12 protein-coding genes are annotated in these 14,377 nt (G+C 74.8%); 6 read left to right on the top strand and 6 right to left on the bottom strand.

Going from position 1 to position 14,377, the window contains the following annotated elements; all coding sequences use genetic code 11:
• Positions 1–349 precede the first annotated feature (349 nt).
• Positions 350–3,046 carry an aconitate hydratase AcnA gene (gene acnA, locus ACF3NH_RS02220; protein WP_422921712.1) on the bottom strand — a complete coding sequence of 899 codons (2,697 nt, stop codon included), beginning with the start codon at positions 3,044–3,046 and terminating at the stop codon, positions 350–352.
• A gap of 106 nt (positions 3,047–3,152) precedes the next feature.
• Between acnA and ccmA the strand changes: the two genes are divergently transcribed.
• On the top strand, positions 3,153–3,782 hold the full coding sequence (ccmA, locus tag ACF3NH_RS02215; RefSeq protein WP_422921711.1) for a heme ABC exporter ATP-binding protein CcmA: 630 nt from the start codon (positions 3,153–3,155) through the stop codon (positions 3,780–3,782).
• The gene (gene ccmB, locus ACF3NH_RS02210; protein WP_422921710.1) at positions 3,779–4,429 is read left to right on the top strand and encodes a heme exporter protein CcmB; all 651 of its coding nucleotides are present in this window, start codon (positions 3,779–3,781) and stop codon (positions 4,427–4,429) included. Before ccmA ends, ccmB begins: the two co-directional genes overlap by 4 nt.
• Positions 4,430–4,472: 43 nt before the next feature.
• Here the strand turns inward: ccmB and ACF3NH_RS02205 are convergent, their stop codons facing one another.
• The 3 genes from ACF3NH_RS02205 to tsaD are packed head-to-tail and all read right to left on the bottom strand — an operon-like array spanning position 4,473 to position 7,427.
• Positions 4,473–5,507, bottom strand: a complete 1,035-nt coding sequence (locus ACF3NH_RS02205; RefSeq protein WP_422921709.1) for an NAD(P)H-dependent glycerol-3-phosphate dehydrogenase — start codon at positions 5,505–5,507, stop codon at positions 4,473–4,475.
• 7 nt (positions 5,508–5,514) lie between these two features.
• A complete protein-coding gene (locus tag ACF3NH_RS02200; RefSeq protein WP_198366001.1) occupies positions 5,515–6,342 on the bottom strand; it encodes a 23S rRNA (adenine(2030)-N(6))-methyltransferase RlmJ in 828 nt (275 codons plus the stop codon).
• A complete protein-coding gene (tsaD, locus tag ACF3NH_RS02195) occupies positions 6,339–7,427 on the bottom strand; it encodes a tRNA (adenosine(37)-N6)-threonylcarbamoyltransferase complex transferase subunit TsaD (RefSeq protein ID WP_422921708.1) in 1,089 nt (362 codons plus the stop codon). Before tsaD ends, ACF3NH_RS02200 begins: the two co-directional genes overlap by 4 nt.
• A gap of 42 nt (positions 7,428–7,469) precedes the next feature.
• On the opposite strand from tsaD, the gene hemC reads away from it, so the two are divergent.
• The 4 genes from hemC to ACF3NH_RS02175 are packed head-to-tail and all read left to right on the top strand — an operon-like array spanning position 7,470 to position 12,072.
• Complete coding sequence (gene hemC, locus ACF3NH_RS02190) at positions 7,470–8,555, top strand: hydroxymethylbilane synthase (protein ID WP_422921707.1); 1,086 nt, start codon at positions 7,470–7,472, stop codon at positions 8,553–8,555.
• Positions 8,556–8,559: 4 nt separating this feature from the next.
• On the top strand, positions 8,560–9,303 hold the full coding sequence (locus ACF3NH_RS02185) for a uroporphyrinogen-III synthase (RefSeq protein ID WP_422921706.1): 744 nt from the start codon (positions 8,560–8,562) through the stop codon (positions 9,301–9,303).
• 16 nt (positions 9,304–9,319) lie between these two features.
• The gene (locus ACF3NH_RS02180; protein ID WP_422921705.1) at positions 9,320–10,783 is read left to right on the top strand and encodes a hypothetical protein; all 1,464 of its coding nucleotides are present in this window, start codon (positions 9,320–9,322) and stop codon (positions 10,781–10,783) included.
• Positions 10,783–12,072, top strand: a complete 1,290-nt coding sequence (locus ACF3NH_RS02175) for a heme biosynthesis HemY N-terminal domain-containing protein (protein WP_422921704.1) — start codon at positions 10,783–10,785, stop codon at positions 12,070–12,072. The genes ACF3NH_RS02180 and ACF3NH_RS02175 overlap by 1 nt, the downstream gene beginning before the upstream one ends.
• A gap of 38 nt (positions 12,073–12,110) precedes the next feature.
• Here ACF3NH_RS02175 and ACF3NH_RS02170 read toward each other — a convergent pair whose 3' ends face one another.
• Together ACF3NH_RS02170 and ACF3NH_RS02165 are read right to left on the bottom strand one after the other, a co-directional pair.
• On the bottom strand, positions 12,111–12,548 hold the full coding sequence (locus ACF3NH_RS02170) for a hypothetical protein (RefSeq protein WP_422921703.1): 438 nt from the start codon (positions 12,546–12,548) through the stop codon (positions 12,111–12,113).
• Positions 12,549–12,636: 88 nt separating this feature from the next.
• A complete protein-coding gene (locus ACF3NH_RS02165; RefSeq protein ID WP_422921702.1) occupies positions 12,637–14,286 on the bottom strand; it encodes a hypothetical protein in 1,650 nt (549 codons plus the stop codon).
• Positions 14,287–14,377: the final 91 nt, after the last annotated feature.

Below are 14,377 nucleotides of genomic sequence, written 5' to 3'. Positions count from 1 at the left end.
CCCGCCTGCGATCAGCAGGGCTTGAATGTCCTCGAAGACAGCGCCATTTCAGGATTTCTTCATTGTTGGGCGCGAATACTGAGACGGTCGTCGAGCAAGGAGATAGGCTCATGTCCTGGACCACGCATCAGCAGCCCCTGACCCCCCGCAACCTTTTCCGAGGGCTGGTCGACCTGCCCTGGGGCGCGCCGCTCTATGGACCGGTGCGGCCCCGCCGTCCCTGAGGGCGGCCTCCGCCACGATGGGCGCGTGAAAAAGCCGGGGTCAAGCCCCGGCTTTTTTGTCGTCCTCGCCCCGGTGGGGGATGGAGCCGGCCCGAAGGTCGGCCCTAAGGCTGACCTGGGGCCGATCAGGCGGCCTTGGCCATGTTGCGCAGCACGTAGTGCAGGATGCCGCCGTTCTTGTAGTACTCGACCTCATCGGCCGTATCGACGCGGCACTGCACCTGGGTCGTGGTGGTGGTGCCGTCCGGACGGTGGATGACGAGATCCAGCAGCATGCGGGGCCGGAGCTCCTCGAGGCCCAGGATGTCGATGGTCTCCTCGCCGGTCAGGCCCAGCGTCTCGCGGCTCTCGCCCGGCTTGAACACCAGCGGCAGCACGCCCATGCCCACCAGGTTCGAGCGGTGGATGCGCTCGAAGCTCTCGGTGATGACCGCCTTCACGCCCAGCAGGAAGGTGCCCTTGGCCGCCCAGTCGCGGGAGGAGCCGGTGCCGTATTCCTTGCCGCCGAAGATCACCAGCGGCACGCCCTCCGCCTTGTAGCGCATGGCGGCGTCATAGATCGGCAGCACGTCGCCCGAGGGCTGGTGCCTGGTGATGCCGCCCTCGATGCCGGGGACCATCTCGTTCTTGATGCGGATGTTGGCGAAGGTGCCGCGCATCATGACTTCATGGTTGCCGCGGCGGGCGCCGTAGCTGTTGAAGTCGTTCTGCCGGACCTGGTGCTCCAGCAGGTACTCGCCGGCGGGCGAGACCTTCTTGATGTTGCCGGCGGGCGAGATGTGGTCGGTGGTGATGGAATCGCCCAGCTTGGCCAGCACCCGCGCGCCGCGCACCGAGGCGATCTCGCCCGGCTCCGGCTGCATGCCCTCGAAATAGGGCGGGTTCTGCACGTAGGTGGAGCCGGAGTTCCAGCGATAGGTGTCCGAGCCGGCATCGACGCGGATCGCCTGCCACTGCGCCGGCCCCTTGAAGACGTCGCTGTAGCGCGCCTGGAACATCTCGCGCGTGACGACGGAGGCGACGGTGTCGTTGACCTCCTTCGTGCTCGGCCAGATGTCCTTCAGGTAGACCGGCTGGCCGTTCGAGCCGGTGCCGATGGCCTCCTTGGTCACGTCGAGCGTGATCGAGCCGGCGAGCGCGTAGAGCACCACTAGCGGCGGCGAGGCCAGGTAGTTGGCGCGCACGTTCTGGTGCACGCGGCCCTCGAAGTTGCGGTTGCCCGACAGCACCGAGACGGCGACCAGCTTGTTCTCCTCGATGGCGTCCACGATCGGGTCGGGCAGCGGGCCCGAATTGCCGATGCAGGTGGTGCAGCCATAGCCCACGGTCTGGAAGCCCAGCGCGTCCAGGTGCGGCGTCAGCCCGGCCTTGTCGAGGTAGTCGGTCACCACCTGAGAGCCGGGGGCCAGCGAGGTCTTGACCCAGGGCTTCGGCTTCAGGCCGAGCGCATTGGCCTTCTTCGCCACCAGGCCGGCCGCCACCAGGACATAGGGGTTCGAGGTGTTGGTGCAGGAGGTGATGGCGGCGATCACCACGTCGCCATGGCCGAGGTCGAAATTCGAGCCGGCGACGGGCACGCGCAGATCGGCCTGGTCGCCCGGCACGCCGAGATTGCCCGAGGCCAGCTCCTTGGCGAAGGCGGGGGCGGCGTTGGTCAGCTCGACGCGGTCCTGCGGGCGCTTCGGGCCGGCCATGGAGGGCACCACGGTGCCCATGTCCAGCTCCAGCGTGTCGGTGAAGACCGGGTCGGGCTGGCCTTCCTCGCGGAACATGCCCTGCGCCTTGTAGTATTCGCGCACCAGGTTGATGCGGTGCTCGTCGCGGCCGGAGAGGCGCAGATAGTCGAGCGTGACCTCATCGACGGGGAAGATGCCGCAGGTCGCGCCGTATTCCGGGGCCATGTTGCCGATGGTCGCGCGGTCGGCCAGCGCCATCTCGGCGAGGCCGGGGCCGTAGAACTCGACGAACTTGCCGACGACGCCCTTCTTGCGGAGCATCTGCGTCACCGTCAGCACCAGGTCGGTGGCGGTGACGCCCTCGCGCAGCCTGCCATGCAGCTTGAAGCCGATGACGTCGGGGATCAGCATGGCGATCGGCTGGCCGAGCATGGCCGCCTCCGCCTCGATGCCGCCGACGCCCCAGCCCAGCACGCCGAGGCCGTTCACCATGGTGGTGTGGCTGTCGGTGCCGTAGCAGCTGTCGGGATAGGCGAAGGTCTCGCCGGCGTCGGTCGCGGTCCAGACGCCCTGGGCGAGGTATTCCAGGTTCACCTGATGGCAAATTCCGGTGCCGGGCGGGACGACGCGGAAATTGTTGAAGGCTTCCTGGCCCCAGCGCAGGAACTCGTAGCGCTCGCCATTGCGCTCGAACTCGATGTCGACGTTCTGCTGCAGGGCGGTGGGGGTGGCGGAGACGTCGACCATGACGGAGTGGTCGATGACCAGATCGACGGGCACCAGCGGATTGACGCGGCGCGGGTCGCCGCCGAGCTTCAGGATGCCGTCGCGCATGGCGGCGAGATCGACCACCGCCGGCACGCCGGTGAAGTCCTGCATCAGGATGCGGGCCGGGCGGAAGGGAACCTCCTTCTCGCTCCTGCCCTCCTTCACCCATTCGGCGATCGCCTCGGCGTCCTTCACCGAATAGGCGCGTCCGTCCTCGAAACGAAGGACGTTCTCCAGCAGGACCTTGAGGCTGTAGGGCAGGCGGCTCACGTCGCCGATGCTCTTCGCCGCCTCGGGCAGGCTGAAGTAATGATAGGTCTTGCCGTCTACCGTCAGGGAGCGACGCGCCTTCAGGCTATCCTGCCCGATCATCCGCATGGTCCGGGGTCCCTTGAGTGATTTGCTGCGAACGCTGCCGCTTATTACACGCTGTGCGCCCCCGGTCCATTGCCGGGGCGGGGCTCAGGAACGCCGGGGGGCAGGCTTGCTGGAAGCGAGGGACATGGCGGTGCGGCGCGGGGGAAGGGTGGTCTTCGCCGGTCTTTCCCTCACCCTGCGGCCCGGGGAGGCGCTGGTGCTGACCGGGGCGAACGGCGCCGGCAAGTCCAGCCTGCTGCGCCTGCTGGCCGGGCTGCTGCCGGCGGCGGCGGGCGAGCTACTCTGGGAGGGCGCGCCGGCCCTGGCCGATGCGCCGGCCCATGCCGCGCGGCTGCGCTACCTGGGCCATGCGGATGCGGTGAAGCCGGCGCTGACGCTGGCGGAGAACCTGGCCTTCTGGTCCCGCCGCTGGGGCGGCGACATCGGCGCGGCTCTGGCGGCGGCGGATCTGGCGCCGCTCGCCGACCTGCCGGCGCGGCTGCTCTCGGCCGGCCAGCGGCGGCGGCTGGCGCTCGCCCGGCTGGCCCTGGCCCCGGCGCCGCTCTGGCTGCTCGACGAGCCGACGGTGGGGCTCGATGCCGCCAGCATCGGGCGGCTGGGCGGGCTGCTGGCGGCGCATCGCGGGGCGGGCGGCATGGTGGTGGTGGCGACGCATGTGGCGCTGCCGCTGCCGCAGGCGCGCGGCCTCGACCTCGGCGCCGCCGCCCCGCCGGAGAGCGAGGACTGGCCGGCATGATGGCGCTGGTCGGGCGGGAACTGCGGCTGGCGCTGCGCCATCCGGCGGAGACCCTGGCGGCGGTGCTGTTCTTCCTGCTGGTCGTGGCGCTCTTCCCCTTCGGCACCGGCCCGGCGCCGGAACTGCTCGCGCGGCTGGCCCCGGGCGCCCTGCTGGCCACGGCCCTGCTGGCGGCCCTGCTGCCGCTCGACCGCCTCTTCGGCGCCGAGGCCGAGGATGGCTCGCTGGACCAGCTCCTGCTCTCCGGCCTGTCGCGGATGGAGATCGCGGCGGCCAAGGCGGCGGCGCACTGGCTCTGCACCGGGGCGCCGCTGCTGCTGGCCACGCCGCCGGCGGCGGCGATGCTCAACCTGCCGGTCCCGGCCTGGGGCACGGCGGCGGCGGTGCTGGGGCTGGCTACCCTCTACCTGTCGCTGCTCGGCACGGCGGGGGCGGCGCTGACGCTCGGCGCGCGGCGGGGCGGCGTGCTGCTGCCCCTGCTGGTGCTGCCGCTGGCCATCCCGGCCGTCATCTTCGGGGCGGCGGCGATCGAGGCCGCGGCCTCCGGCCTGCCGGCCCGGCCCTTCCTGCTGCTGCTGGGCGCGCTGGTGGCGGCGGCCCTGCCCCTGGCGCCGCTGGCCGCCGGCGCGGCGCTGCGGGCCGAGTGAAGGCATCCCCGCTCACCGGGGCGGTGCCGCTGGCCGGCCGCCCTCACACCTCGTGCCGCCGCGGCCGGGCCATCAGCTCGCGCATCGCCCCCGCGACATCGACCCGGCCCGCCAGCACGGCGGCGACGGCCTCGGTGATCGGCATCTCCACGCCGGCGGCGGTGGCGCGGGCCAGCAGGGCGGGGGCGGTGGCCACCCCTTCCGTCACGCTGTTGCGCGCCGCCAGGATCTCCTCCAGCCGCCGCCCCTGGCCGAGGGCGAAGCCGAGCGAGAAGTTCCGGCTGCCCGGCCCGGTGCAGGTCAGCAGCAGATCGCCCAGGCCCGAGAGGCCGCTCACCGTCTCCGCCCGGCCGCCCAGCGCCACGGCCAGCCGGGCGATCTCCGACAGGCCGCGCGTCACCAGCGCGGCGCGGGCATTCTCGCCGAGCCCGGCGCCCATCACCGCGCCGGCGGCGATGGCGACGACATTCTTGGCCGCGCCGCCGATCTGCGCCCCCACCGGGTCATCCTGGCCGTAGAGGCGGAAGGCGGGCGAGGCGAGGCGGGCGGCGGCGGCCTCGCGCAGCGTGGCGTCGGTGCTGGCCAGGACGGCCGCGGCGGGCAGGCCGGCGGCGATCTCCTCGGCGAAGTTGGGGCCGGAGAGCACCCCCGCCGGCAGGCCGGGCCGCGCCTCGGCCAGGATCTCCAGCGGCAGGCGCAGCCCCGCCGCCGTCACGCCCTTGGCGGCGACCAGGCAGGGCGGCAGCGTCGCCGGGAGCGTCCGCAGCACCGCCGCCAGATGCTGCGTCGGCACCACCAGCAGCGCCAGCTCCGCGCCGGCCAGCGCCGCCCCGGCCTCGTGCGTGACCTGGATCGCCCCGGGCAGGCGATGGCCGGGCAGATGCGCCGCGTTCTCCCGCGCCGCCTGCATCGCCGCCGCCCGGCCCGCATCCCGCGCCCAGAGCGCGACGCTTCCCTCCGCCGCCGTCCCATTGGCCGCCCCATGGGCTGTCCGATGGGCTGTCCGACTGGCCCGGGCGGCCTGGATCGCCAGCGCCGTGCCCCAGGCGCCGGCGCCGATCACCGCGACCTTCTGCATGATGTTCCTATTCCTCGGCGATGCGATGGATGGCGAAGCCCTCGCCGGCCTCGCCCTGGCCGAGCCGCGCCAGCAGGACGGCGAGGATCTCCCCCGCCTCCTCCTCGAACCGCCAGGGCGGGTTGACGACGACGAGGCCGCAGCCGTTCAGCCGCTGCGGATCGGTGGGCTCGCGCAGCCAGAGCTCGCAGGCGAGGATGTCGCGCACCCCGCTCTCCGACAGCGCGGTGTGGAAGGCGCGCACCGGGGCGCGATGCTTGATCGGATACCAGTGCGCCTGCACCGCCGCCCGGAAGCGATGGGCGACCGTGGCCAGGCCCTCCGCCATGCGGGCGAACTCGCCCTCCTGCTCGAAGGGTGGATCGACCAGCACCAGGCCGCGCTTCTCGGCGAAGGGGGTCAGCGCCGTCAGCGCCTCCCAGGCGTCGCGCCGGTGCACGGCGGTCTGCGGGTCGCCGCGGAACAGGGTGCGCAGGGTGGCGTGGTCCTCCTCATGCAGCTCGCAGAGCACCAGCCGGTCGCGCGGGCGCAGCAGCATCCGCACCAGGGAGGGGCTGCCGGGATAGCGCGGCGGGAAGCCGGCATGGCGCACCAGGGTCAGCCATTCGGCCAGCGGCCCGTCCGTGATGTCGAGCAGCCGGCCGATGCCCTGGCGCCACTCGCCGGTGCGCTCCGCCGCCGAGCCGGACAGGTCGTAGGCGCCGATGCCGGCATGGGTGTCGAGCACGCGGAAGGGCGTGTCCTTGGCGGCGAGCCGCCGGACCAGGCGCACCAGGAGGGCGTGCTTGACGCAGTCGGCGAAGTTGCCGGCATGGAAGGCGTGGCGGTAGTTCATGCCGCGTCCCCGGCGGGAGCCAGCTCCTCCAGCGGCCAGCGCGGGCGCGGCGCGTGGTCGAGCGGGTCGGTCAGCCCGGCCCGCAGCCGCTCGATCCCGGCCCAGGCGATCATCACCGCGTTGTCGGTGCAGAGCCGGACCGGGGGGGCGACCAGCGGCAGCCCGGCGCGTGCCGCCTCGGCCGTCAGCGCCGCCCGCACGCCCTGATTGGCGGCGACGCCGCCGGCCACCACCAGCGCGGTCGCGCCCGGCAGCATGGCCAGGGCGTGGCGCGCCCGGTCGGCCAGCACGGCGGCGACCACGCGCTGGAAGGAGGCGGCGAGGTCGGCGCGGTCCTGCTCCGCCGCGAGCTTCGGGATGGTCTGCGCGACGGCGGTCTTGAGGCCGCTGAAGGAGAAGTCGCAGCCCGGACGGCCGAACAGGGGCCGGGGCAGGGGGTAGCGCCTCGGGTCGCCGCCGGCGGCGAGCCGCTCCAGCGCCGGCCCGCCGGGCCAGGGCAGGCCCATCAGCTTGGCCGACTTGTCGAAGGCCTCGCCCACCGCGTCGTCCAGCGTCGAGCCGAGGCGGCGGTAGCGCCCCACCCCCTCGACGGCGACGCACTGGCAGTGCCCGCCGGAGAGCAGCAGCAGCAGGTAGGGGAAGGCGATGCCGCCCTCCACCAGCCCGGCCTCCCGCAGCAGCGGCAGGCGGGCGGTCAGCGCATGTCCCTCGAGGTGGTTGACCGCGACGAAGGGCAGCCCGCGCGCGATGGCCATGCCCTTGCCGAAGCCGGAGCCGACGATCAGCCCGCCGATCAGCCCGGGGCCGGCCGTCGCGGCGATGCCGCCCAGCGCCCCGGGGGCGACCCCCGCCTCGGCCATCACCTGGGCGGCGAGCGCCGGCAGATACGCCAGGTGGGCGCGCGCCGCGATCTCCGGCACCACGCCGCCGAAGGGGGTGTGCTCGGCCAGCTGGCTGCGCACCGCCTCGGCCAGGATGGTGCCGTCCGGCGCCAGCAGGGCGGCCGCGGTCTCGTCGCAGCTCGCCTCCAAACCCAGAACCGGTCCACCAATCGGCGCCACGCGCATCTCCACCTTCTTTCCCATGCCGGCCTTTCCCAGGCCGGGCCGTGGTTCTATGACGCCGGCATGTCCTTTGCCCACCCCGCCCTGCCGTCTGCCCCGGCGGGCGCCGCCGCGCATCCCGCCGCCGCCCCGCATGCGCCGGGCGGCGGCGCCATCGGCGCGGCAGCGCCCCATGCGGCCGTCAAGCCCCATGCGCGGCGCTCCCTGCCGCTGCGCGTCGGCACGCGGGGCTCGCCCCTGGCGCTCTGGCAGACCCGCACCTTCCTCGACCGCATCCTGCATTTCTGCCCGGTGCTGCGGAACGCCAAGGCCTTCGAGGAGCATGTGATCACCACCTCGGGGGATCGCATCCAGGACCGCCGCCTGGCGGATATCGGCGGCAAGGGCCTTTTCGCCAAGGAGATCCACGAGGCGCTGCTCGATCGGCGGATCGACTTCGCCGTGCACAGCCTGAAGGATCTGGAGACCGAGATGCCGCCCGGCATCGTCCTTGCCTGCACCATGACGCGCGAGGACGCGCGCGACGCCCTGGTGCTGCGCGAAGGGCTGGCGCCGGCGGCCGGCGACGGCCCCTTCGACGCCATCCCGGCCGGGGCGCTGATCGGCACCGCCAGCCTGCGGCGGCAGGCGCAGCTGCTGCACGCGCGGCCTGACCTCAGGGTCGAGATCATCCGCGGCAATGTGAACAGCCGCCTCGCCAAGCTGGCCGGCGGCGCCTACGACGGCACGCTGCTGGCGCTGGCCGGGCTCCGGCGTCTCGGCCTCGAGGGCCACGCCACGCGGCTGCTCGACGCCGAGGCCATGGTGCCGGCGGCCGGCCAGGGCATCGTCGGCATCACCGTGCGCGCCGGGGACGAGGAACTGCACGAGCTGCTCGCCGGCATCGAGGACCGCGTGGCGCGGGCCGTCTCCCGCGCCGAGCGCGCCCTGCTCGCGGCGCTGGACGGCTCCTGCCGCACGCCGATCGGCGGTCATGCCCGACTGCTGCCGGACGGCACCCTCTTCCTGACCGGCCTGGTGGCCCGGCCGGATGGCAGCTTCCTGCTGAAGCGCGGCCTCGGCGGCGCGGCGAGCGAGGCGGAGCGGCTGGGCCGCGCGCTGGGCGACAGCCTGCGGGCGGACAGCCCCGCCGATCTCTTCATCGCCTGACGCCGTGCGGGAGCCGCCCGCCGTCCTGGTCACCCGGCCCGAGCCGGGCTGCGCCGAGACCGCCGCGGCGGTGGCGGCGCTGGGCTGGCGCCCGCTGCTGGCGCCGGCCCTGGTGCTGTCGCCCCTGCCGCTGCCCGCCGATATCGCGCATCCGGTCCAGGCCCTGCTGCTGCCCAGCCGCGCCGCCGCCCGCGCGCTGGCCGGCGCGCTGGACCCTGGCCTGCCGGTGCTGGCCGTCGGGCCCGGCACGGCGGCGGAGGCCGAGGCCGCCGGTTTCCGCGATGTCCGCCACGCGGAGGGCGAGGCGGAGTCCCTGGTCGTGCTGGCCCGTGCCCGGCTGCGGCCGCGCCAGGGCGCGCTGCTGCTCGCGGCCGGACGGGGCTACAGCCGGGCACTGGCGGCGGCGTTGCGGGACCAGGGCTTCGCGGTGCGCCACCGCGCCGTCTATGCCGCCCGCCCGGCCACCGCCCTGCCGCCGGAGACGCTGGACGCGTTGCGGCGCGGCCGGGCGCGGGCGGCGCTGTTTCTCTCGCCGCGTTCGGCGCAGGTGACGCAGCGCCTGCTGCGCCGCGCCGGACTGGCCGAAACTGTGCGCGGCATGGTCGCGTTGGCGCTGTCACAGCGTATTGCGCAGTCCCTTGCGGGCATGCCCTGGCGGGCGATCCGTGCTACCCCGGCGCCCGATTCCTCGGCGCTGCTGGCCCTGCTCGGGCGGCCGGCGCCGGGGATGGAGGATGAGGTTGCATGAGGGGCAGGAGAGAGAGATGAGCGACACGCCGAAGAATGGCCCCAGGGGTGACGCCACCGGCAGCCGGCCGGGCGCCGGCCGCAAGGGAGGGCGGGAGACCCCCTCCATTCCACCCCAGGCCATTCCGCCCCGGGCTCTCTCGGCCTCCGAGGCCCGGCCTGCCGGCGCGCCGGCGGACCCGGAAACCACGATCCCGCCCCGGCCGCCCCAGGCCGAGGCGGCGCAGCCGGCGGCCCGGCCCGGAACGGCCTCCCCGGATGCCACCCCCCCGGCACCGCCTTCCGCCAGCGGCGAGGCGCCGGCCGCCCCGGCCGCCTCCGCGGCGCCGGCGGCTCCGGGCAGTGGCGCGGGCCCGCGCCGCGAACCGGCGGGCGGCGGTGGCGGAGGCGGCGGGCAGAAGCCGACCGCGCCGTCGCGCTGGGAGCGGATGGAACCCTATGGGCTGCCGGTCGCGGCCCTGGGCTGCGTGCTGGCGCTGATCGCCCTCGGTGTCGGCCTGACCGACCGGTCCCGGAAGCCGTCCGTCGATCCCGCCCGGGTGGAGGCGCTGGAGCAGCGCCTCGCCGCCCTGCAGCCGGTGCCGCAGCGGCTGGCGGCGCTGGAGAGCGGCCCGCTGGCCCGCCTCGGCCAGCGCCTCGACGCGGCCGAGGCCCTGCAGCGCGAGCGCGACGCCACGCTGGAGCAGTTGCGCGGCCGGCTGGAGGCGCTGCGCAGCGATCGCGAGGCCCTGCAACGCCATGCCGATGCCCGTATCGACGAGGTGGAGAAGGCGCTGGCACAGCGCATCACCGGCGCCGAGGCGCAGCTCGCCCAGCGGGTCGCGGCCGCCGAGGCCGCCCTGGGCCCGCGCTTCGCCGCCGTCGAGACCTCCCTGCAGCAGCGCATCGCCGCGGCGCAGGAGGCGGCGCAGCAGCGGCTGGCGGCGCGCGACCGCGAGCTGGATGCCCGCTTCGCCAATCTGGAGCAGCGCGAGACCCGCCTGGCCGCCGCCGAGCGCCGCCTCGCCCGGCTGATCGGCAGCACCGCCGCCGAGGCGCTGCTGGAATCCGGCCGGCCGCTCGGCCCGGCGCTGTCCGGCCTGCCCGAGGCGGCGCCCGAGGCGCTGCGCCGCTATGCCGAGAGCGCCCCGCCGACGCTCGCCGGGCTGCGCCTCTCCTTCGAGGAGGCCGCCCGCGCCGCCGCCGCCCGCGCCGAGCCCGTGACCGAGGGCCAGAGCGTCTGGGAATCCGCCGCCACCCGCCTGGGCAACCTGGTCACCGTGCGGCGGGGCGACACCGTCGTCTGGGGCGATGCGGTGAGCGGCGAGATCGAGGCGGCGCGACGGGCGCTGGAGGCGGGCGACCTCGGCGGTGCGGTCCGCCGCGTCGAGGCCCTGGCCGAGCCGGTGCGCGCGCCGATGCAGGACTGGCTGTCGCGCGCCAAGGGGCTGCTCGCCGCGCGCACCGCGCTCGAGACGCTGCGCGCCGGAGGGCAGGGCTGATGCGCCGCGCCCTCTGGCTGCTGCTGGTCTGCCTCGTCGTCGTCGGCGCCGCCTGGGGGCTGATGCGCCTCGGCGGCGGGGTCGAAGTGCGGGTGGGCGAGTTCTTCATCGCCGTCTCCCTGCCGGTGCTGCTGCTGGCCCTGGCGGCGCTCTTCCTGGTGCTCCTGCTGCTGATCGCCCTGGTGCGCGGCATCATCCACTATCCCGCCCGGCTGCGCGCCCGGCGCGAGGCGCGCAACCGCGCCCGGGCCGAGGCGGCGCTGACCGGCGCCCTGGTCTCGCTGGCCGCCGGCGATGCCGACGGCGCGCGCAACCAGGCGCTGCGGGCCCGCCGCCTGGTGGGCGACAAGCCGCAGCTCCTGGTGCTGATCGCCGAGGCGGAGCGCATGGCGGGGCGCGAGGAGTCGGCCTCCGACGCCTATCACATCCTCTCCCGCCAGCCGGAGGCCCGCTTCCTCGGCCTGCGCGGCCTGCTGCGGCAGGCGATCCAGCGTGAGGACTGGGAGGCGGCGCAGGCCCTGGCGCGGGAGGCCGAGGCGGTCCAGCCGGGCACCACCTGGCTGCGGCAGGAGCGGGCGCTGCTCGCCCGGCGCACGAAGAACTGGGGCGAGGCGCTGGCGCTGGCCGGCGCCGGCCCCGCCCGCGCCCCGCTCGCCCTGGCCGCCGCCGGCCAGGAGGCCGAGGAGGCGCGCAAGGCCGAGCTGGAGCGCGAGGCCTTCAAGGCCGATCCGGCCTTCGCCCCCGGCGTGGTGGCGCATGCGGCGCGGATGCGCGGCGCCAAGGCCGAGAAGCGCGCCCGCACCGTGCTGGAGCAGGGCTGGCTGGCCGCCCCGCAGCCGGACATCGCCGAGGCCTATCTGGAGGGGGAGGCCGACCCCCTGGCCCGCGTCAAGCTGGGCGAGGCCCTGGTGGCGCGCAACCGGGCGCATCCGGAAAGCCGCCTGCTGCTGGCGCGGCTCGCCCTGGAGGCCGGGCTGACGGGACGGGCGCGCAGCGAGCTGGAGGCCCTGGCGCAATCGGGCGAGATCGACAAGCGGGGCTATCTGCTGCTGGTCGAGCTGGAGAGGACGGAGCAGGGCGACACGCCGCAGGGGCGTCTGGCCGAGGCGAAGTGGCTGCGGGCCGCCGCCGAGGCGCCGGCGGCGCCGCAATGGTTCTGCGGCCATTGCAACCGCCCGTACGCGGCCTGGGCCCCGCTCTGCGAGGGTTGCGGCACGGTGGGCGAGATCCGCTGGGGCCGACGCGGCCAGGCGAACCTGCCGGCGCCCCTGGCCACCGCCGCGCCCTGATCCGGCGGCGGCGGGGCTTCCCCTGATCGGGATCCGCTCTAGCGCAGCGGTCGGCGCAGCAGCAGGCCGCCGCGGCGGAAGGCCAGGCCGAGCGCCACCGCGGGCAGGATGGCGGCGCAGGCCGGGCCGGGCGGCATCAGGCGCAGCAGCGCCGCCACCGCCTCGCGCCGCGGCGCCCGCTGGGCCAGGGCGAAGGCGAGCAGCAGGGCCGGCTCGTCGCCCCGCAATCGCGACTCCAACACTCCGCCGATGACGAGGCCCGCGGGCATGAGGCGCAGGGCGGCGTCGAGCGGCCCGGCCGCGGCGCCGGCACCCTCGGCGATCAGCGGCAGGCGCAACTCCGGCAGGCCCGGGCGGCCACGCCGCGCCGCCTCCGCCCAGCGCCGCACGGCTTCCAGCAGGACGGCCTCGGCCAGAGGCAGCGTCTCGGCTTCCTGATCGGTCCAGGGCCAGGTGGGTAGGCCATGTGTCGCCATGGGGGCAGCTCCGCCGGTATCCGGTTCAGGCTGCCGAAATTGAGAATGGTTCGCAAGTTATTCCGGGCCGCCGCCTCACGCGCCGCCCTCAGACCATTCCGCCGTGGCCGGCCTGCTCCGGCGTGAGGCCCAGGCCAAGGGCCAGCGCCATCTCCGCCCGGCCCAGCACATGCGCCGCCAGGAGATCGGTCCAGTGCTGGACCAGCAGGGCGTCGGGCGCCTCGCCGGTCAGGTTCTCCCAGATCATGGCGACGAAACCATGGTCGGATCCGGCCTCCGGCAGGGCCTGGAACTCCGGCCCTTCCAGCAGGGCCCGCATCAGCCCTTCCGCGTCCAGCTGGCCGCCGCCCACCAGCCCCGCCCAGTGCGTCTGCTCGGCCGGGCTGGGCGCGCGGCCGAGCAGGGTGGCATGCGCCAGGGCGACGAGATGGCCCAGCGGGTCGGCGGCGGGGTCGGGGGCGAAGGCCGGGCCGCTTCCGTCCAGGGCGGGCAGCGGCATGCCGCCCGAGACGCCGAGCGGCCCGTCCAGCGCCAGGACCAGCTCGGCGGGGCCGGCGGGATGGCCCATGGCGAGCTGCCGCAGCCCCTGCGCCAGGGTCGCGCCCAGGCTGGCGCCGAACTGCGGGAGGAAGGCGTCGCTGGCCAGCAGGATGGCGGCGACCTCGGCCAGGGCGGTGCCATCCTCCATCGCCTGGATGCGCACCATCAGCCCCTCCTGCGCCGTCGGCAGGTAGTCCGGCAGGCCACCCCCGGCCTGGGTGAGCTGCAGCCGGTCCGTGGCGCCGAGCCACAGGATCTCGCCGGCGGACAGGCTGGAATGCAGCCCTCCCCAGGGGTCGGTGTCGATGCGCTCGGCCTGCCAGGTCAGCCGCAGGCTGGAGAGCAGGGTGGCGGAGGCCTCGACCTGGATGCGCAGCAGGCTCGCGGCCGGCATGAGCGGCGGCAAGGGGTCGTCCAGCGGCGTGGCGGCGGGCGGGGGCGGGGATTCGGGTGGCGATTCGGGCGGTGAGGGGGGGAGTTCCGGCGGCGGCGGCGATTCCGGTGGCGGTGGCGGTGGCGGCGATTCCGGTGGAGGAGGCGATTCCGGCAAGGCCGGCGGCGCCGGTGTATCCTCCTCCGTCGAGCTGTTCTCCACCTTCACGTCGAGCAGGAAGCTCGCCTCGTTGCGGCCGTCCGAGACCTCGATCATCACCTGGATGGTGGTGCCGCCCTTGCCGAGCAGGTCGCGCCAGGGGAGCAGCTTCAGGAACTTTCCATCCACGATCTCGAAATCGGCGATGTCGAGGCCGGCGACGCTGAAGGTCAGCAGCCCGTCCGAGGTGTCCGGGTCGGCGCCGCGCAACTGGCCGATCATGCCGCCGATGTCGTTCTCCAGCACGGTGCCGCCGGTCTGGAAATAGACCCGGCTGGGCGGCGCGTCGTCATAGCCGCGCAGCGTGACGGACCAGCTCCGGTCGGCCGCGCGCCAGCCATCGGCGTCGTGCAGCTCCAGGCCGAAGGTGAAGACGGGGTCGGTGCCCGAGGCATAGGCCTCGCGGTCGAAGGCCATCACCGGCGTGATGACGACCTGGCCCAGCAGGGCGTCGTAGCTGGCCTCGAAATACTGCGCGCCGAGGCCGGTCAGCCGGGCCTCCAGCAGGCCCTCCGTCACGGCGGGCGTCAGGACGGCGAGCCAATCGCCCTCCCGGCCGTTCTCCAGGATCTCGCCGGGCACCTCGCCCGAGACCAGCAACTGCACCGCCACCCCCTCCCTCCGATCCCGGTGAGGGTGGAGGGAGGCGGTGAAGAAAACCTGACCGCGCCGGGGCTCTCCCGGGGGGTGCGGCCCC

The sequence above is a fragment of the Pseudoroseomonas sp. WGS1072 genome (assembly GCF_049340465.1).
In the GTDB taxonomy this organism is placed as follows: Bacteria; Pseudomonadota; Alphaproteobacteria; order Acetobacterales; family Acetobacteraceae; genus Pseudoroseomonas.
Note: the sequence above shows the minus strand (reverse complement) of the source record. Positions and strands in the feature narration are given on the sequence as shown.

Excerpts from the sequence above, each read along its gene's own strand:
- acnA (WP_422921712.1), bottom strand. The coding sequence starts at position 3,046 with ATGCGGATGATCGGGCAGGATAGCCTGAAGGCGCGTCGCTCCCTGACG.
- ccmB (WP_422921710.1), top strand. The coding sequence starts at position 3,779 with ATGATGGCGCTGGTCGGGCGGGAACTGCGGCTGGCGCTGCGCCATCCG.
- ACF3NH_RS02205 (WP_422921709.1), bottom strand. The coding sequence starts at position 5,507 with ATGCAGAAGGTCGCGGTGATCGGCGCCGGCGCCTGGGGCACGGCGCTG.
- ACF3NH_RS02200 (WP_198366001.1), bottom strand. The coding sequence starts at position 6,342 with ATGAACTACCGCCACGCCTTCCATGCCGGCAACTTCGCCGACTGCGTC.
- tsaD (WP_422921708.1), bottom strand. The coding sequence starts at position 7,427 with ATGGGAAAGAAGGTGGAGATGCGCGTGGCGCCGATTGGTGGACCGGTT.
- hemC (WP_422921707.1), top strand. The coding sequence starts at position 7,470 with ATGTCCTTTGCCCACCCCGCCCTGCCGTCTGCCCCGGCGGGCGCCGCC.
- ACF3NH_RS02180 (WP_422921705.1), top strand. The coding sequence starts at position 9,320 with ATGAGCGACACGCCGAAGAATGGCCCCAGGGGTGACGCCACCGGCAGC.
- ACF3NH_RS02175 (WP_422921704.1), top strand. The coding sequence starts at position 10,783 with ATGCGCCGCGCCCTCTGGCTGCTGCTGGTCTGCCTCGTCGTCGTCGGC.
- ACF3NH_RS02170 (WP_422921703.1), bottom strand. The coding sequence starts at position 12,548 with ATGGCGACACATGGCCTACCCACCTGGCCCTGGACCGATCAGGAAGCC.